The organism is Aeromonas sp. A35_P, from assembly GCF_002259925.1.
Taxonomy (GTDB): domain Bacteria; phylum Pseudomonadota; class Gammaproteobacteria; order Enterobacterales; family Aeromonadaceae; genus Aeromonas; species Aeromonas dhakensis.
Genome location: NZ_NEVB01000003.1, coordinates 1 through 17,130 on the forward strand (window position 1 = coordinate 1; position 17,130 = coordinate 17,130).

Below are 17,130 nucleotides of genomic sequence, written 5' to 3' on the forward strand. Positions count from 1 at the left end.
GGGCTGCTCCACCCCGCGTCTGAGGTCGCCAATAATAGGCGCCGGCGCTCAGATTGCAAGTAAATATCCTAAAAAAACTTCATTCGTAGATTAAACCGGCATAAATCGCAGGAATTTGCAACAGAGCGCGGTTTTTTCAGGCAAGCAGCTTGTGGGCCAAGCTGGCGCACTACACTCAGATGGTTTGTAACTCCTCGTTTTGGGTAGGTTTATCATGCGCATCTCCGCCGGTCATTGCCGTCAATTGGGGGCCACACCCGGAGCACGACGGCGTCAACTTCGCCATCTGGGCCCGTCTTGCCAGTCGAGTCGAACTGCTGCTGTTTGCCGGCGCCGACGATGCCACGCCGGAAGTGATCCCCCTCTCCCCCCGCCTCAACCGCACCGCCTACTACTGGCACATCCATATAGAGGGGATCGGGCTGGGTCAGCGCTACGCCTATCGCATCCAGGGCCCCTGGCGCCCCTACTACGGCACCCGCTTCGATGCCGACAAGGTGCTGCTGGACCCTTATGGCCGCAGCATCGAGTTGGGGGCCAACTACGATCGCTGGGCGGCGGCCCGCCCCGGCAGCAACCTGGCCAGCTGCGCCAAGAACCGGGTGGTCGATACCCGCAACTACGACTGGGAGGGGGACAAGCTGCCTGCCCACTCCCTCTCCCGTTCGGTGATCTACGAGCTGCACCTGGGGGGCTTTACCAAGTCACCGGACTCGGGGGTCGACCCCGCCCTGCGCGGCACCTACCTCGGCCTTATCGAGAAGATCCCCTACCTGCAATCCCTCGGCGTTACCGCAGTCGAGCTGCTGCCGGTGTTCCAGTTCGATCCCCAGGATGCCCCCAAGGGGCTCTCCAACTACTGGGGCTACAGTCCCATGTCGTTCTTCGCCCCCCACGCCCAGTACGCCAGCGGCGATGATCCCCTCACCGAGTTTCGCGACATGGTCAAGGCGCTGCACCGCGCCAACATCGAGGTGATCCTAGACGTGGTCTACAACCACACCGCCGAGGGGGGCGACGATGGCCCCACCTTCTCCTTTCGCGGCATCGACAACGAGGCCTACTACATCCTCGATGCCAATCAGAAGGACACCAACTACTCGGGCTGCGGCAACACCTTCAACGGCGCCCACCCGGTGGTGCTGCGCATGATCATGGACAGCCTCCACTTCTGGCGTCAGGAGATGCACGTGGACGGCTTTCGTTTCGACCTGGCCGCCATCCTGTCGCGGGACGAATCGGGCCAGCCCCAGGCCAATGCACCGACCCTGCGCACCATCGACACCGATCCCCGCATCGCCGACATCAAGCTCATCGCCGAGGCCTGGGATGCGGGGGGCCTCTATCAGGTGGGCAGCCTGGCCGGCGCCCGCTGGCGCGAGTGGAACGGCCAGTTCAGGGACGACGTGCGCCGCTTCCTGCGCGGGGATGACAACGCGGTGATGGCGTTCGTGGAGCGGCTGTGCGGCAGCCCGGACATCTACCACTATCACCATGCCGATCCGGAGAAGAGCATCAACTTCGTCACCTGCCACGACGGCTTCACCCTGTGGGACTGGACCAGCTACAACGGCAAGCACAACGAGGCCAACGGCGAGCAGAACCGGGATGGCTGCGATCACAACTTCAGCTGGAACCACGGCCAGGAGGGGCCGAGCGAGGATCCCCAGATCAACGCCCTGCGCACTCGTCAGGCCAAGAACATGATGGTGGCCACCCTGCTCTCGGTGGGCTCCCCCATGCTGCTGATGGGGGATGAGGTGCTGCGCACCCAGCACGGCAACAACAACGGCTACTGCCAGGACAACGACACCTGCTGGATGCACTGGCAGCCCGATGCCAGGGGGCAGGAGATGTTCCGCTTCATGAAGGAGCTGATCCAGTATCGCAAGCACCTGTTCCAGCGCCCGGAGCAGGAGAGCATGCCGCTGTCGCTGACCGAGATCCTGCGCCACAGCGAGATCTGCTGGCACGGGGTCAACGCCGCCCAGCCGGACTTCGGCCCCCACTCCCACGCCATCGCCATGTCGGCCCTGTCGAGCGAAACCCGGCTGGCCCTCTACGTGCTGTTCAACGCCTACTGGGAGCCGCTTACCTTCAACCTGCCGAGTCCCCCCAAGGGGGTCGGTGGCTACTGGCGCCGGATCCTGGATACCGCCCTGCCCTCGCCCGAGGACATCAGCACCTTCGGCATGCCGCTCGAAGGGTTGACCCGGGAGTACCTGGCCCAGCCGCGCAGCAGCTGCCTCTTCATCTGCGGCGCCGACGACTTCTACTAGAGGCCGCACACCAGGGCCGCAAACAGCCAGCAAAAAGCCCACCCCGGTTGCCCGGGGTGGGCTTTTTCATGATGCCGGTCGGTCAGGCCAGCTGGTGCAGCACGCTGGTCGCCGCGATCTGGGCGATGATGAGGCCGCACAGGGCGGTGGAGACCACCACCGGCGCCGTCTCCTGCTGGCGATAGAGCGGGCTGAACCAGAGCAGCAGGGCGGCGATCAGCAGGGCCGCCTGGGTCAGTACGCCGGGGATCAGGGCATCAAGCCCGGCGCCGCTCCCCTGCCAGCCCACCAGCACCGCCAGCCAGAGCAGGCTCAGGATGGCGGCCACCAGCCCGGCCAGCGGCAACAGGGTGTTGAACGCCTGCAGACGGTGACGGGCCCGCAGCAGCATCAGATGGGCGAAGGCCGCCCCCAGCAGCACCATCTGCAGCAGGCCGCCAAGCCAGCCCTGGATCTGCAGCAAGCCGATGCCATAAACCAACAGCGGCACCGCCGGCAGCCAGAACAGGGTGGCCGGGATGGCGCGCTTGCCCTCGAGCCGGGATTGGGCCAGTGACAACACCACTCCCTGGATCAGGGCGGCGCCGCCACTCCAGATCAGCCAGTCGGCCGCCTTGGCCTCCACAGCCAGCATCAGGGAGAGGCCGGTGATCACCCAGACCGAGAAGAGCTGGGTGGTGATCCGCGAGCGCTGGCCCGGGCAAAGATCACCGCGCCAGAGCACCAGGCCCAGGGCGATGAGGGCCCCCAGCGCCATCAGGCCGGTCAGGGGAAAGAGCCAAAAAGGGAGTTGGACGAACATGACGCCTCCAGCAGCAAGAATTCAGAACGCGCCGATGGCGCCGGATGAAGGGGCCGAGTATACCCAAAGCCGCCGCCATCCCCAATCCCTGCCGCGCATCAGCCTGCGACGAAGGGCTCAGCTCTGGCCGCGGGCCAGCGCCACCACCCGGGCGAACATCTGGCGCAGCACCGGCGGGATGTGCTCGCCGCCGAGCCGCTCCGCCTCCTCCACCACCGCCAGCGCCATGCCCGGCTTGCTGCGATGGTGAATCGCCTTGTTGATGATGCGCCCGGCGTTGAGGGTCGAGCGCCCCCCGACGCCAGCTTCACGCCGGAACACCGCCTCGAAGCCGTTGTGGTAGAGGTAGTGCTCTATGTCCGCCGCCGGCAACTGGGTCAACCGATCCCGCTCCCTCTCTCCCTTGAGCAGGGAGCGCGCCGAAGTCGCATATTTGACCCCCGCCTCGTCGCCGTCGGTGAGCAGATGCCACTCGATGCCAAAGTCGCGCGCCACCTTGATAAGCGGTGACTGGCCACACTGGGCGAACTCGATGATCCGTACCCCCTCCGCCCGCAGGCTGTAGCCGCAGATCTGGGCGAGCTCGGAGAGCAGCCAGATCTCGGTCTCCCCCTCCACCAGCAGCCAGCAGCGGGCAAACATCGACATGGGGCGGTTGATGCGCACGTGGAAGGCAATCTTGCGCAGATCGTCGCTGCTGTAGCGCTCGCCCCCCAATTGATGACAGAGGATATCCTGCTGGCGGCGCACCAGCCGGCGGATCTGGTTGAGGGGCAACGAGGAGAGCAGATCCCCCGAATTGGTGGTGAGCAGCTTCTGCCCAGGCAGCTGTTCCAGCAGGCCCCAGGCCAGTGCCAGCATGGTGGGGTGCAGGCGGCTCTCCGGGTCTTCCAGGATCATGATGGGGCGCGCCCCCTGCTCCAGCTCCCGGTTGCCCCGCGCCTGCAGCAGGGTGGCCGCCATGCCCGCCATCGCCAGCTGCAGCGCCCGGTTGTCGGCATTGCGCAGCAGCGCCTGCAGATTGCCGGGGTTGCGCAGGGTCATGGGGCGATTGACGATCTCCCGCTGGCTGCGCGGCTTGTTCTTGATGGGGGCCAGCGCGTTGAAGTAGTGATCCATCAGCTGGCGTACCGCCTGCAGCGCCTCCTTGAGCTCGGGCTCGTCGATGCGTTGGGGCTCGTCGATCAGCTTGTCGGCCAGCTCGCTCAGCCGCAGCTCGGAGAGATCCCCCCACTGCAGGGTCTCCACCCCGTTGCGGGCGGTACGGGCATCCCGCAGCCGGAACACCGGGTTCATGGTGATGAGCAGGCAGACCAGCTCGTGGGCATTGTCGATGGCCAGGCTCTTGCCGATGCCATCGAGAAAGTCGTGGGTGGTGGTGACGGAGCCATCGCTCTGCAGCTCGGCGCTGGCGCGGTAGTGAATGCGGTGAAACTTGTCCTTGTGCTTGATCCAGGCGGCGCCGAGGCGGGCCAGCCGCTGGGAGTGCAGGCACATCTGGGGCCTGTGCTCGCTGAAGGTGAGCACCAGTTGCAGGTGGCGGGCCGGCTCGAGCTCGGGATCTTCGGGCTGATGGAAGTCATCGCTGCTGAACTGGTAAGGCTCGGCATCCTGGCCCAGCAGACACCAGAGGGCGCGCAACAGGCTGGACTTGCCCCAGGCGTTCTCGCCGATGAGCACTGTGGTGTGGTCCAGCCCGAGCGAGAGGCGATTTATTCCGCGAAAACCTTTGACTTCAATGCGTTCCAGAAACATGCGGCCATATCCAGTCCATCCTGATGGCGCAATAGTGGCAAAGTTGTCGGGAAAATCCTATCGGGTCGTGGCGATTTTCAGCGGGAACTGTGAGGAACGAGCGGTTCGGGCGGGGTCGGCATGCCAAGGCGGCCCTGGGGGGCGTTCCAGTGGCTGAACCAGAGGTGGCGGGTGCGAGTCTGACGTTTGCGATGATTCAAGGGCATCTCCTGTGCGGGTTGAAGGAACGAGGCTCCCCCTCGTTGCCAACCAATCTGCCGCTTATCTGTGACAGGAGGATGACAGCTGGCTGCGCCACTGACCCGGGGTCAGACCAAACGCTTCACGAAAGCGGTTGCCAAGGTGGGCCTGGGACGAGAAACCGCACTGGATGGCGATGCTGGCCAGGGAGTCGGCACCCGCCAGCAGCTGCTTGGCCCGCTTGAGCCGCAGCCCCAGCAGGTAGCGATGGGGCGGACAGCCCAGGCTCTGGCCGAACATGCGGGCGAAGTGGTATTCGCTCAGACCCGCCTCCTGTGCCAACTCGGCCAGGGTGACAGGCTCCGCCAGATGGGCCAGCAGGTACTCCTGCACCCGCCGGATCACCGCCGGTGCCAACCCGCCGCGCACCTCGGGCAGCGGCGGCGCCTCCCGGGTGTGGTGGCGATAGGCGTGCAGCATCAGCATCCAGGCGCCGTGAGAGAGCGCCATCCTGTCCACCTGGTGCTGCCAGTCCAGCTGCATCAGCTGGCCCTGCACCAGGCTGGCGGCCAGCGGATCGTCGATAAAGGTCTTGTCCTCCAGCAGCAGGTGGCGCCCCTCCTTGTCGCACACCTCTTCGGCGATGCGGGTCAGGTGGGCCGGGGTGAAGTAGAGGTGGAAGAAGCGAAACTCCTCGCGCACCAGCCACTCGGACCTGTGGTGATCCGGCATGATGCACACCTTGCCGGTGCCGCCGTGGCCACCCGGGCCGTCCAGCCGCTCGGTCTGCTCGCCCCCCTGCAGGTAGACGCTCAGGGTATGGTGGCCCGGCTTGTGATAGCGGGTCTGATCGTAACAGTTGCGCCAGCTGGCGACGCCAAGGCCAGGTTCCAGCCAGCAGGCGTTCTCCAGTCGCGCGCCCGTGCTGACCAGTGCATCGAATACTCCCGCCGGCTTAGTCTGCAGCACCCGCTCTGTTCCTCTTGTTGCTTGCCTGATGGCCCCTGTGCGTCATCTTAACGCGGCGCGGCGGCAAAGGCTGCGGCTGCCCGTAAAAAACCGCAAGATGGTGTAAGCCCGCCGCCACCGCCCGCTGCATGCTGATCCCATGTCGTACTCATCTCACCGGATACCCCATGAACCTGATGCTCTATCTTGCCACCGTCCTTATCTGGGGCAGTACCTGGATCGCCATCGCCTGGCAGCTCGGCCCCATCCCCATCGAGGTCTCGGTGCTCTATCGTTTCGCCCTGGCGGCGCTGGCGCTGTTTGCCCTGCTCACGGTGAGCGGCAAGTTCCCGCGCCTGCCCTGGGCGGGCCAGCGTTATGCCGCCCTGCTCGGCGGCCTGCTCTTTTCCACCAACTTTCTCTGCTTCTACCACGCCACCCTCTATATCCCGAGCGGCATGTCGGCGGTGATCTTCGCCAGCGCCAGCATCTTCAACGGCCTCAACCTCTGGCTGTTCGAGGGTAAAAGACCCGGCCTGCGCTGGTTGCAAGGATCCTTGCTGGGGCTCGTCGGCACCCTGTTGCTGTTCTGGCCCGTGCTGGCGGATGCGCAACTGGGTGCAAACGGCTGGAAGGGGCTGCTGTTTGCCTGCGGTGGCACCCTCTGCTTCTCGCTGGGCAACCTGGTCTCGGCCCGCGGCCAGCGCCAGGGCTATCACGTGCTGCAGATGGTGCCCTGGGGCATGGTCTACGGCGTGGGGCTGCTGCTGGGCTGGGTCACCCTGCTCGGTCAGTCGCTGACGCTGCCCACCGATCCGCGCTACCTGGCGGCCATGGTCTATCTGGCCATCTTCGGCTCCGTCATCGCCTTCACCGCCTACCTCACCCTGGTGGGGCGCATCGGCCCCAGCAAGGCGGCCTACGCCACCGTGCTGTTCCCTCTGGTGGCGCTGACCCTGTCCACCTTCTACGAGGGGTTCGTCTGGCAGCCGGTGTCGGTGGTCGGCGTGGTGGTGAGCCTCATCGGCAACCTGGTGATCTTCGCCCCGCCCGTCAAGGCGTGGCGCTGGCCGCTGGCACGGGCTACAAACGGAACTTGCCCCTGATGCCACCAGCCCCTAAGGTAACCGCTTTCAACAGACGAGGATGGGAGAGAGCATGTTACTGGAAGGGCTGGAGACACTCTGCCTGCTGGCGAGCGAGGGCACCATGGCCAAGGTCGCAAGCCGCCTCTACATCAGCCAGTCGGCGGTCAGCAAGCGTATCGCCCAGCTGGAACAGCGCCTTGGCAAGAAGCTCGTTGAGCCGGATGGGCGCCACACCCGCCTCACCCCCCAGGCCAGGGAGCTGCTCACCCGGGTGGCCCCGAGTCTGGCCGAGATGAAGGGGGTGCTGACGGACAGCCAGATCCTCACCGACCAGACCCCCCTGCCCGTCGCCTGCTCCGAGACCCTGCTGGCGGGCTACCTCGCCCGCTTCATGCACGACTACCTCGAGCGTGATCCCCACATCGCCCTCTCCACCCACCACACGCCGGTGATCCTGGCCCGGGTGCGCGGTGGCGACGCCCTGCTCGGCATCTGTGCCGGGCGCCTGCCTCCCGGCCACGGCCTGTGCACCGAGCGGCTGCTGGAGGAGCCCTTCTATCTGGTGGGGAACGCGGCGTCCGAGCACCAAGAAGAGAGTGCCGAGCAGCTGCAACCCATCCTCACCATGGATCTGGACAACCCCTCCAACCGCTATCTGCGCGAGCCGCTGGCGGCCCTTGGCCTGACCCCGGCCATGGAGCTCGACTCCTACCTGGCGTTGATCGAGCTGGCCAAGGCGGGGATTGGCCCCGTGCTGCTGCCGGCCGGCCTACTGGCCCTGGTGGGCGAACAAGGGGCGCAGGCCCGTCCCCTGCCGGGGCTGGGGCGTCCGCTCCACCTGGTCTACCGACCAAACAGCCTCAAGCGCGAGCGCATTGCCCGCCTGGTGCAGGCCCTGCAGGCCCATTTCCGGCAGCTGACTGCTCAGAGCTGAAAAACAAGAGGGCCCGATCCAGCGGATCGGGCCCTCTCTATATCCCTTAATCCCTTGTGCAAGGCGTCAGCCCAGCCAGGCAAAGAGCTCGGGATACTGGCTCCACACCAGCTTGACGGACATCAAGAGGGAGACGGTCACCAGCAGCGGCTTGATGAGCTTGACCCCCTTCTTGAGCACCAGCTTGGAGCCCATGCGGGCCCCGATGAACTGCCCCAGTGCCATGCACAGGCCGACGCTCCACACCACCTTGCCCCCCAGGGTAAAGAACAGCAGGGAGGCGATGTTGGAGGTGAAGTTGAGCAGCTTGGTGTGAGCGGTGGCCCGCGCCATGCCAAAGCCCGCCAGAGCCACGAAGCCGATGGCAAAGAACGAGCCTGTGCCCGGCCCGAAGAAGCCGTCATAGAAACCCACGCCACCGCCCACCAGCAGGGCGAATGCCATGGGAGTGAGGCGGCGCTGGCTCTCCGCATCGCTCACCCGGGGGGAGAAGTAGAAGTAGCAGGCAAACGCCATCAGCAGGAAGGGCAGCAGCCGCTCCAGGATGGCGGCATCTATGGTCTGCACCGCCAGGGTGCCGATGGCCGCGCCGATGAAGGTGCAGATGACCGCCGGCCAGATGATGGCCCACTCCAGCAGCCCCTTGCGGGCATAAAACCAGGTGGCGGAGAAGGAGCCGAAACTGCTCTGCAGCTTGTTGGTGCCAAGCACCAGGGCCGGCGGCATGCCGGTGGCGAGCAGGGCGGGCACCGTCAGCAGGCCCCCGCCGCCGGCAATGGCATCGATGAAGCCGGCCACCAGGGCCACGCCAAACAGGGCAAGCAGGGTAAAGAGTTCCAGTTCCATACATCGCCTCGCGAAATTGACCGGGGCCCGCAAGGGCCCGCACAGCGCAGGCTCGCCATGAGCCTGATAAACACCGCAGGTCGCTATCCTAATGGGGCTTGGCTCATGACGCCAACGAAACGGTGGCAGGCAATTGATTCCTGATTTTCATCAGTCAACCGCCCCATGAAGTGGCTGGCACGCGTGCGGTCCCCTCGCCCGCCTTGATCAGGCCGCGTCGGGCGCGCAGGTCGCCCCATCGGCCTTGAGGTCGGCCAGTGCCTGCTGCAGCTGAGCTTCATCCTCGCCGGGGGCCCGGCTGACCCGGCCCGCCATGTAACGACTGCTGAAGAGATTGAACCAAAGCTGCAACGCCTGCCCTGCCGCCAGCTCGCCGGCCACCTCCAGCACGCAGGCCGCCACCTCGGCGGTGCAGAGGTGCTCGTCGCAGTGGGCCACTCGCATGCCATAGGTGGAGAGCGCATCCGGCTTGATGGAGAGCACCGGAAAACCGTCCAGATAGGGGCTCTTGTTGAACATCTTGCGCGCCTCGGGCCAGGTGCCGTCCAGCAGGATGAAGAGCGGCTTCTTGCCGGGAACCGGAGTCACCACCGAAGTGAGCCGTGCCGGCTCCTTCTCGCAGGCGGGAAACACCACATAGGGCTGCCAGGCGGGATCCGCCAGCAGGGCCAGCAGTTCGGGATGGGGCTGGGTGCGCGACCAGAGAAATGCCCAGGTGGTCTGCGGCAGCACATCGGCGATGAGGCGGCCGGTATTGGAGGGCTTCATCGGTTCGCTGTCGTACATCAGCAGGCAAAAGCCGGCCTCCGCCTTGAGCTCAGGGCGCCACTCGCAGGCACACCAGTCGTGGCGCAGCTGACAGGCTTCGCAACGCGGCACGCTGCCACCACGGGCGAGAAAGGGTCGGGTCGAGACGCTCTTGCGCCAGATGCGCAGGCGATTGACGGCGTGATCGGGGATTGGCTTCATGGAACGCGGCTCTGACGGTGCCTGTGGCAGGACAAAAAGGGGGCAGATTGTAACGGCGCGCCCTCTGCGCAGCAAGGCCCCCCATCTGGGGCAAGCCGGGATGCCACGCCTCTTTGATACTTGGTCGTCAATCCATGCACCCACGCATGGGACACAGGAGGACGACGATGGCAGAACAAGACATTGCCCGCGAGCACGCCCTGGCCGAAGGCACTACCTTCACCTGGCACGAGCTCTATCTCCCCGATGCCGAGGCCGGGATCCGTTTCTACACCGAGGTGCTCGGCTGGGAGAGCCAGACCATGGCGATGGAAGGCGGCGACTACCCCATGCTGGTTGCCAATGGCAGGCCGATCGCCGGCGTGCAGTCTACCCGGGGCAATCCCGAGATGGCCGGCGTACCACCCCACTGGGCAACCTATATCGCGGTGGATGACGTCGATGTCAGGGTGCTCAGGGTCAACCAGCACGGCGGCACCGTGGTGGTGCCCGCCATGAACATCCCGGGGGTCGGGCGCATGGCCCTGATTGCGGATCCGCAAGGGGCGCACATCTGGCTGTTCACCCCCGACCCCATGTGACATAGCCCACCACAACAACGATAGAGGGGCCCGCGGGCCCCTCTGTTACGTTCGGCAAACCGTCAGACCGCCTTGCGCAGGATCTGCTCCAGATAGTGCGCGAAGTTGTGGCCGTGATGCTCCAGCAGTTTCGGGAACATGGAGATGGAGGTCATGCCCGGGAAGGTGTTGATTTCGTTGAGCAGGATCTCCCCCTCTTCAGTCAGGAAGAAGTCGATGCGCGACAGGTGAGTCAGTTTGAGCTGACGGAACGCCTTGAGGGCGTACTCGTGGATGGCATCGGCCTGGGCCTGGGTCAGCCCCTCGGCACGCAGCGCGGTCTCGGTGTGGCTGGCGCTGCTGTACTTTTCTTCATAGGTGTAGAACTTGTCCTGCGGCACGCAGATCTCGCCCGGGTAGGTGGCCACCAGTTCGTCACCGTACTGGTAGACCGCCACTTCCAGCTCGCGCGGCTTGACTGCTTTTTCGATCAGTACCTGCTCGGAGTAACCGAAGGCATCGGCAATGCCCTTCACCAGATCCGCTTCGTTGCTGGCGGAGTAGCAGCCGACGGAAGAGCCCTGGGAGGCCGCCTTGATGAAGACCTTGCCCCACTTGGCCAGCGCCGCTTTCGCCTCGGTCAGGCTCGCCTCGCCCTGCTCGGTCAGGAACAGATAAGGGGTGTTGGGGATGCCGAGGGCGGTGAGCCACAGCTTGGTGGTGATCTTGTTGAAGCATACTTTGCTCGCCTCGGCGTCACAGCCGAGGTAAGGCAGGCCGGCCAGCTCGAGGAAGGATTGCAGATCGCCGGTCTCACCCGGATAGCCGTGAATACAGGGCACCACGTAATCCACCGGACGGGCCACGCTGTCGAAAGAGAGCAGCTTGTCCAGCCCCAGCTTGCACTCGCGGCCGTCGGCGCTGAGCCAGCGGTCGGCAAACATCTCGACCCGGGTCACTTCCACGCCGGGCAGGAGAGAGAGCTGTTTTTCGAGGAAATTGGCACTGCGCAGCGAGACTTCGTGTTCGGAGCCACCGCCGCCACACAGCAGCAAGACATGGATGTTCTTCATTAGATGTGATCCCTTGGGAAAAGCGGCTTCGCCATCACCATTTAAAACCCAACCGCATTAAAACCGGACGAAGCCAGATACGAAGATAAGTGCGGGCCAGTGTAGCAAGGGAGATCGAGCCTTGTCAGCCGATGGGCGCCCCATCCGCCAACAAGAGCCATAAAAATTCCCGCCTGTGTCAGAAATTGGATGAAAAGAGCTCAGCGCGGCGGATCGAGCCGGCCATTGCCACTGCCGTTGACCCGAAACCAGCCAGCGATGCTGTAGCGCTCCTGGTTGGCGGGCAGCACCTCGTGGGGGAACTCTTCGGATAAAAACAGCACCAGTCGCCCGCCCCGGGGGGAGACGTCCATCAGAAACTGCTCGTCGTCACCGTACATGCGCAGCACCCCGCCCGCCTCTGGCTGCCAGTCGTTGTTCAAGTAAAACACCGAGGTGAGGCGGCGGTTGGAGCGCCCGGCGAAGGCGTCGCGATGGGTGGCATAGAAGTCACCGCTGCGGTAGCGGGCAAAGTGGGCCTCATAGTCGAACAACCCGAGCATCAGCATCCGGTTGGCGGTCAGGCGCAGCGCCTCCATCCGGGCCAGGTAGTCGGCCACCGGCGCGCCGAGGGAGGCGTCGAGCCAGTGGATCTGATCCCGGCGAATGTCGCGGTTGTCCTGATACAGGGTATCGCGGCCGATCCCCGCCGGTCGCCACTCGTCCGGCAGACAGGCCCTGAGGGCATCCACCTCGGCGGCGGTTAAAAAATCATCCACTATCACCCATCCCCGGGTGTATATGGCGTCCATGACGGCTTGATAGTCCAAGATTGACTCGCAACAAGTGGAAAGAGGGCGCTTTTTAGCGACTTCCCGGCCAAGACACAAACCGGTTTGCTTCTCTTGAGAAGTCCCACCATCAATACGCCATCCGGGCCGCCAAGACCCCCATTATCTCGGCGCGATCGCCACTCTGTGATCCGGCGCACTCAATCTGCTCCCACCAAGGGAGCACTCCGGCTTGCTCCCCGCCGCCGCCCCCGTTAACGTGGTGCAATGTGCCCTGAATGGGCCCCACTCAAAGGAGTCTTTCATGTCTTTGCCCGAACTCACTCTGCAACGCCTCGACGGCAGCGAACTGCCGCTCGCCTCCCTCGCGGGCCAGGTCATTCTGGTGGTCAACGTCGCCAGCCGCTGCGGCTTTACCCCTCAATACACGGGGCTGGAGGCACTCTATCGGGAGCTGGGGCCCAAGGGGCTGGTCCTCCTGGGCTTCCCCTGCGATCAGTTTGGCCACCAGGAGCCGGGCGATGCCGAGGAGATCGCCCGTTTCTGCTCCCTCGACTATCCGGTCAGCTTCCCCATCATGGCCAAGTGCGAGGTCAACGGCGAACAGGCCCACCCCTTCTATCAGTGGCTCAAGAAGGAAAAGCCGGGTCTGCTGGGGCTGGAGAACGTCAAGTGGAACTTCACCAAGTTCCTGATCGACCGGGACGGCCAGGTGGTGGAGCGCTTTGCCCCCACCACCAAACCGGAAAACCTGGTCGCCCCCATCCGCGATCTGCTCTGATTGCCTGAACCTGCCTAATTGAGCGGCCGGTGCGACAGCTACTGCGCAGCGGCCGCGCTTTTGCTATATTACGCCCCCGTTATCACTTTCATCCCGTGGCCGGCCCTGTGCGCCGGTCACCCGCTGAGCCCAAGGCTCACCAGAGGAGTCTCTCTCGAACATGTCATTCAACGAACTGGGTCTGTCCCCGCACATCCTGCGGGCCGTCAAGGAGCTGGGTTACGAACAGCCAACCCCCATCCAGCAGCAAGCCATCCCCGCCATTCTGGCCGGGCAGGACGTGCTCGGCGGCGCCCAGACAGGCACAGGCAAGACGGCCGGCTTCACCCTGCCCATGCTGCAGCGGCTGCTGGCCAACCATGGCCGCGGCCGTCGTCAGGTGCGCTCCCTGGTGCTCACCCCGACCCGCGAGCTGGCCGCCCAGGTGGGCGAGAGCATCATCAAATATGCCCACCACCTGCCGTTTCGCACCCTGATCGCCTACGGCGGTGTCAGCATCAAACCCAATCTGGACGCCATCAAGCTCGGCATCGACATCCTGGTGGCCACCCCGGGCCGCTTGCTGGATCTGCTGACCCAGGGCGCCCTAACCCTGACCGAGCTGGAAGTGCTGGTGCTGGATGAGGCGGATCGCATGCTCGACATGGGCTTCATCCACGACATCCGCCGCATCATGAAAGCCCTGCCCGCCGAGCGGCAGACCCTGCTCTTCTCCGCCACCTTCTCGGACGACATCAAGGCGCTGGCGGACGATCTGCTGAACGACCCGACCCTGATCGAGGTCGACCCCAGCAACACCGCCGCCGAACAGGTGACCCAGCGCATCATCCAGGTCGACCGGGAACGGCGCCGCGAGCTGCTCTCCCACATGATTGGCCGCGGCAACTGGCAGCGGGTACTGGTGTTCGTACGCACCAAGCAGATTGCCGACAGGCTCGCCCAGCAGATGCAAAAGGATGGCCTGGATACCGTCGCCATTCACGGCGACAAGAGCCAGGGTGCCCGCAACCGGGCGTTGGCGGATTTTCGCGAGGGTAAGGTGCGAGTGCTGGTGGCGACCGACATCGCCGCCCGGGGTCTGGACATCGATCAGCTGCCCCACGTGATCAACTTCGAGCTGCCCCAGATGGCGGAGGATTACATCCACCGCATCGGCCGCACCGGCCGCGCCGGTCGTGGCGGCGAGGCCATCTCGCTGGTGAGCCAGGACGAGCTGGGTCAGCTCAAGGCCATCGAGGCACTGATCGGCCAATCCCTCTCCGTCGAGATCCTGGACGGCTATGAGCCAAGCGGCAAACCGAGCCGGCAGACCCTGCCCGGCAGCAAGCCGGTGCAAAACCCGCCGCGCGCCCGTGGCGCCGCCAATGCCAAGGGTGGCAAGGGCAAGCCCGCCGCCGGCAAAGGCAAGGGGGATGGTGCCAAGAAACCCGCCCCGGCGCGCAAGCGGGAAGTGGTGGGCGAGGATATCGGCTTTGCCCCCATGCGCCGCCTGCCGAAGGCCCAGCGCGGCGACTATCAGGACAACTCCAACGAGGAGTAAGACACAGTCCTGAACCCGTCATAACAAAAAACCGCCCGAGGGCGGTTTTTTCATGATGGCGTCACAGGCCTGTCAGTGCCAGCTGTCGCAATGGACATGTGCAGCAACGGATAGGGTCTGCCCTGCCCGTCCAGCGCCGAGCGGCCCACCACCGCGAAGCCAAGGCGGCGATAGAAGCCGAGCGCCTGCTCATTTTGCTCATTGACGTCCACCCGGCTCGCCCCCAGCCGGTCGATGGCATCGGCCACCAGCAGGCGACCCACCCCGCCCCCGCGCAGAGCGGGGTCGATGAAGAGCATCTCGATATTGCCCTCGTGTACCCCGCAAAAGCCGGCGATCCCCTGCTCGCTGCGGGCGCAGGTGAGGGTCACGGCGTCGAAGTAATGTTCCAGAATGAGCTCGCGCAGGGTGGCTATCTCCTCCTCCGGCAAAAAGTGGTGGGTGGCGCGCACCGACGCCTCCCACAACGCGATCAGGGCCTGATAATCCGCGCGCGATGGCTGCTCCAGCCTCATATCGTACTCACTCAATAGATTGATTGTTCGGGGTCTGCCGAGCCGGCGCCATGGCGTCGACCTGCTTGAGGACAAACCCCTTCTCGATGCCGGCCTTGAAGCCCAGCTTTTCATAGAGCCGGTGGGCGTCATCGCGCCCCTCCCCCGACAGTAGCATCACCTTGTAGCAATCCTGCTGCCAGGCAAGCTCAAGCGCATGGGTCAGCAGCTGCCGGCTGATGCCCCGGCGCCGAAACGCAGAGGCCGTCACCACGTGCTCTATGATGCCAACCTTCTCCTTGAGCTGTGGGCGACACATCGTCACCTTGGACGAGGGTCGCAAACCTCGGGGGCACCATACCTGCAAATCGGCAAACGCGCCTCAGCGGGTCTTGACCGCCTGCAGCAGTACCGACATGTCCGGTCCGAAGCGGCGAGCTCTGATGGCGTCGCGGATCGCCGCCTCGTCGTAGCGGCTGGCCGGATAGAGCAGCACGCAGGCGGTGTCGCCGGGCTTGAGGAAGTGGGTCTCGCCAAACGGGGTATAGCGGGTGGCCCCGATGCTGATGAGGGCATGGGCCGGGCGCCCGGCCTGGGCCAACAGCCCCTGGATGTGCTCGGCCGGCCCCTCGTCCTGCTGATGGTTGAACTTGTCGATGGCCCATGTCAGCAACTGGCCGTGAAAGTAGCTGTAATCCACCGCCGCGCTGTCGACCCCGTAGGCGTGCAGCTCGCCATCCCGCTCCAGATAGCAGGCGATGCGGTAGTCATCGAGCTCGCAGCCGGCGGCGAAGTGGGAAAGGGGCAGCAACGCGGGGGCCAGCCCCTTGCTCTCTTCACCCCAGTTCTTCTTCTCGCTGATCTTTTTGGCGTTGGGACGGCGAATGGAGCAGTCGTTGTAGGCACCAAAGGCGCGCGGATGGATGGCCACCACCTGCTCACCCGCGTACTCCAGCTCGCACCAGAGTGCAACTTCCGGCTCTATCTGCACTTTTTCATCGCCGCTCACCGCCGCTTCCGGCAAGAAGATGGCGTTGCCGCTCAAGGGAAAGACGCCGAGCTGGCCGGGGTGGCCCGGCACATAGAAGGGGAACAGCGCCTTGGGAGCGCTGGTGTCACGCACCACCACCGCCACGAAATCCGAGGCCTCGCCGGCCTGCTCCAGATGACCGGCGAAATTGCCCGCTACCCCGAGTCCGATAAACTTGCTCTCTGCTGTCACTTGCATCTTGCTCACCTGCATCTTGCCAAAGCGAAGGCAGCGGCCCGGCACGGGGCGACTGCCGCAAAAGTGGCACGGATTAAAACACAGGGGTCTGCCCTCGCCCAGCCTGCACGCCCCATCCTGTGCGCCAGCGCGAACTTTTGCGGGCCACTTGGCGAGCTTGTGAGCAACCGCCGTGCCCGAACTGACTCGACATGCGTAGCGCCTGCCCTTGATCACGGCAACATGCCGAGCATTGATCATCATGCACATGGGAAACAGATCGTTTCCACATCCTGCCGCCTTGCCCCTTGGGCCGGCCCGCCAACTTTGCTAGGCTGCCGGCCATGCCAGTCCGCACACTCAAGGATGCCTCCGATGTCAGCACAGCACTTTCAGGGCCGCTTCGAGGTCGAGTTCAAATACCGGCTCGGCGATGTCGCGGCCTTCACCACGGCCCTCGCCGCCCTCAATCCCGAGGTGATGCTGGAGCGCAACCAGGAGCAGGACACCTACTTCGACACCCCGGACCGCAGCCTGACCGCGGCGGGCAAGAGCCTGCTGGTCCGCGCCATGCAACCCTCCGGCATCCAGCTCTGGATCGTGAAGGGGCCCGAAACCGATCGCTGCGAGGCGGTCAACATCACCGACGCCGACAAGGCCATCAGCATGCTGCACACCCTGGGTTACCAGCCGATAATGACCCTTCGCAAAGTGCGCAGCATCTATTTCGTCGGCCCCTTTCACGTCACCCTGGATAGCCTGACTGGGCTCGGCGATTTTGCCGAGCTGGCCATCATGACCGATGACGAGGAGCGACTGGTGGAATATAGGCATGCCTTGGAAGCGTTGGCGTCAACACTGGGTTTGAAACAGCGTGAGCACCGCTCTTACAAAGCGTTATGTG

General features: G+C 64.7%; 17 protein-coding genes and 1 pseudogene. 7 read left to right on the plus strand and 11 right to left on the minus strand.

Translation table 11 applies throughout. The annotated features are described in order from the left end of the window. Positions 1 to 214: 214 nt before the first annotated feature. A pseudogene (glgX, locus tag CAK78_RS00175) lies at positions 215 to 2,279 on the plus strand (glycogen debranching protein GlgX). Between the two features lie 82 nt (positions 2,280 to 2,361). Here glgX and CAK78_RS00180 read toward each other — a convergent pair. The 4 genes from CAK78_RS00180 to CAK78_RS00190 all read right to left on the minus strand — a co-directional run bounded on the left by CAK78_RS00180 (position 2,362) and on the right by CAK78_RS00190 (position 5,985). Then, the gene (locus CAK78_RS00180; protein ID WP_094695980.1) at positions 2,362 to 3,081 is read right to left on the minus strand and encodes a hypothetical protein; all 720 of its coding nucleotides are present in this window, start codon (positions 3,079 to 3,081) and stop codon (positions 2,362 to 2,364) included. A 117-nt stretch (positions 3,082 to 3,198) separates the two neighbouring features. Then, the gene (locus CAK78_RS00185) at positions 3,199 to 4,836 is read right to left on the minus strand and encodes an ATP-dependent endonuclease (protein WP_094695981.1); all 1,638 of its coding nucleotides are present in this window, start codon (positions 4,834 to 4,836) and stop codon (positions 3,199 to 3,201) included. Positions 4,837 to 4,913: 77 nt separating this feature from the next. Then, a complete protein-coding gene (locus CAK78_RS23015; RefSeq protein ID WP_254902163.1) occupies positions 4,914 to 5,036 on the minus strand; it encodes a hypothetical protein in 123 nt (40 codons plus the stop codon). A 61-nt stretch (positions 5,037 to 5,097) separates the two neighbouring features. Then, on the minus strand, positions 5,098 to 5,985 hold the full coding sequence (locus CAK78_RS00190) for a helix-turn-helix domain-containing protein (protein WP_017780172.1): 888 nt from the start codon (positions 5,983 to 5,985) through the stop codon (positions 5,098 to 5,100). A 167-nt stretch (positions 5,986 to 6,152) separates the two neighbouring features. Here CAK78_RS00190 and CAK78_RS00195 point away from each other — a divergent pair, with 167 nt between their 5' ends. Together CAK78_RS00195 and CAK78_RS00200 are read left to right on the plus strand one after the other, a co-directional pair. Further along, positions 6,153 to 7,070 (plus strand): DMT family transporter, encoded by a 918-nt coding sequence (locus CAK78_RS00195; RefSeq protein WP_094695982.1) that lies wholly within the window; start codon positions 6,153 to 6,155, stop codon positions 7,068 to 7,070. A gap of 52 nt (positions 7,071 to 7,122) precedes the next feature. Next, positions 7,123 to 7,986, plus strand: coding sequence for a LysR family transcriptional regulator (locus CAK78_RS00200; RefSeq protein ID WP_094695983.1), 864 nt, complete (start codon positions 7,123 to 7,125; stop codon positions 7,984 to 7,986). A gap of 66 nt (positions 7,987 to 8,052) precedes the next feature. Here the strand turns inward: CAK78_RS00200 and CAK78_RS00205 are convergent, their stop codons facing one another. Together CAK78_RS00205 and CAK78_RS00210 are read right to left on the minus strand one after the other, a co-directional pair. After that, positions 8,053 to 8,832: a TSUP family transporter gene (locus CAK78_RS00205; protein WP_010634092.1), complete on the minus strand. Its 780-nt coding sequence runs from the start codon at positions 8,830 to 8,832 to the stop codon at positions 8,053 to 8,055. A 207-nt stretch (positions 8,833 to 9,039) separates the two neighbouring features. Beyond that, positions 9,040 to 9,801 carry a tRNA-uridine aminocarboxypropyltransferase gene (locus CAK78_RS00210; RefSeq protein ID WP_094695984.1) on the minus strand — a complete coding sequence of 254 codons (762 nt, stop codon included), beginning with the start codon at positions 9,799 to 9,801 and terminating at the stop codon, positions 9,040 to 9,042. Between the two features lie 167 nt (positions 9,802 to 9,968). Between CAK78_RS00210 and CAK78_RS00215 the strand changes: the two genes are divergently transcribed. Further along, positions 9,969 to 10,382: a VOC family protein gene (locus CAK78_RS00215; protein WP_094695985.1), complete on the plus strand. Its 414-nt coding sequence runs from the start codon at positions 9,969 to 9,971 to the stop codon at positions 10,380 to 10,382. Positions 10,383 to 10,444: 62 nt separating this feature from the next. Here CAK78_RS00215 and CAK78_RS00220 read toward each other — a convergent pair whose 3' ends face one another. Both CAK78_RS00220 and CAK78_RS00225 read right to left on the minus strand, forming a co-directional pair. Beyond that, a complete protein-coding gene (locus CAK78_RS00220) occupies positions 10,445 to 11,434 on the minus strand; it encodes a D-alanine--D-alanine ligase (protein ID WP_017780176.1) in 990 nt (329 codons plus the stop codon). A 200-nt stretch (positions 11,435 to 11,634) separates the two neighbouring features. Beyond that, a complete protein-coding gene (locus tag CAK78_RS00225) occupies positions 11,635 to 12,243 on the minus strand; it encodes a 2OG-Fe(II) oxygenase (protein WP_176452618.1) in 609 nt (202 codons plus the stop codon). Positions 12,244 to 12,508: 265 nt separating this feature from the next. Here CAK78_RS00225 and CAK78_RS00230 point away from each other — a divergent pair, with 265 nt between their 5' ends. Beyond that, entirely contained in the window at positions 12,509 to 12,985 is a 477-nt protein-coding gene (locus tag CAK78_RS00230) for a glutathione peroxidase (RefSeq protein ID WP_094695987.1), read from the plus strand. Positions 12,986 to 13,145: 160 nt separating this feature from the next. Next, entirely contained in the window at positions 13,146 to 14,525 is a 1,380-nt protein-coding gene (locus CAK78_RS00235; RefSeq protein ID WP_094695988.1) for a DEAD/DEAH box helicase, read from the plus strand. 50 nt (positions 14,526 to 14,575) lie between these two features. Here CAK78_RS00235 and CAK78_RS00240 read toward each other — a convergent pair whose 3' ends face one another. From CAK78_RS00240 to CAK78_RS00250, 3 genes are read right to left on the minus strand one after another with little or no spacing between them, the layout of a single operon-like run. Then, a complete protein-coding gene (locus CAK78_RS00240; protein ID WP_094695989.1) occupies positions 14,576 to 15,040 on the minus strand; it encodes an acetyltransferase in 465 nt (154 codons plus the stop codon). Positions 15,041 to 15,047: 7 nt separating this feature from the next. Then, a complete protein-coding gene (locus CAK78_RS00245; protein WP_254924654.1) occupies positions 15,048 to 15,362 on the minus strand; it encodes a GNAT family N-acetyltransferase in 315 nt (104 codons plus the stop codon). 39 nt (positions 15,363 to 15,401) lie between these two features. Beyond that, on the minus strand, positions 15,402 to 16,247 hold the full coding sequence (locus CAK78_RS00250; RefSeq protein WP_094695992.1) for a DUF5718 family protein: 846 nt from the start codon (positions 16,245 to 16,247) through the stop codon (positions 15,402 to 15,404). 354 nt (positions 16,248 to 16,601) lie between these two features. On the opposite strand from CAK78_RS00250, the gene CAK78_RS00255 reads away from it, so the two are divergent. Next, the coding region (locus CAK78_RS00255; RefSeq protein ID WP_094695991.1) for a class IV adenylate cyclase at positions 16,602 to 17,130 on the plus strand (529 nt) is incomplete at its 3' end.

Coding starts and splice junctions, on each gene's coding strand:
- CAK78_RS00210 (WP_094695984.1), bottom strand. CDS start 9,801: ATGAAGCCAATCCCCGATCACGCCGTCAATCGCCTGCGCATCTGGCGC.
- CAK78_RS00240 (WP_094695989.1), bottom strand. CDS start 15,040: ATGAGGCTGGAGCAGCCATCGCGCGCGGATTATCAGGCCCTGATCGCG.
- CAK78_RS00180 (WP_094695980.1), bottom strand. CDS start 3,081: ATGTTCGTCCAACTCCCTTTTTGGCTCTTTCCCCTGACCGGCCTGATG.
- CAK78_RS00230 (WP_094695987.1), top strand. CDS start 12,509: ATGTCTTTGCCCGAACTCACTCTGCAACGCCTCGACGGCAGCGAACTG.
- CAK78_RS00195 (WP_094695982.1), top strand. CDS start 6,153: ATGAACCTGATGCTCTATCTTGCCACCGTCCTTATCTGGGGCAGTACC.
- CAK78_RS00220 (WP_017780176.1), bottom strand. CDS start 11,434: ATGAAGAACATCCATGTCTTGCTGCTGTGTGGCGGCGGTGGCTCCGAA.
- CAK78_RS00185 (WP_094695981.1), bottom strand. CDS start 4,836: ATGTTTCTGGAACGCATTGAAGTCAAAGGTTTTCGCGGAATAAATCGC.
- CAK78_RS00235 (WP_094695988.1), top strand. CDS start 13,146: ATGTCATTCAACGAACTGGGTCTGTCCCCGCACATCCTGCGGGCCGTC.
- CAK78_RS00200 (WP_094695983.1), top strand. CDS start 7,123: ATGTTACTGGAAGGGCTGGAGACACTCTGCCTGCTGGCGAGCGAGGGC.
- CAK78_RS00215 (WP_094695985.1), top strand. CDS start 9,969: ATGGCAGAACAAGACATTGCCCGCGAGCACGCCCTGGCCGAAGGCACT.
- CAK78_RS00205 (WP_010634092.1), bottom strand. CDS start 8,832: ATGGAACTGGAACTCTTTACCCTGCTTGCCCTGTTTGGCGTGGCCCTG.
- CAK78_RS00250 (WP_094695992.1), bottom strand. CDS start 16,247: ATGCAAGTGACAGCAGAGAGCAAGTTTATCGGACTCGGGGTAGCGGGC.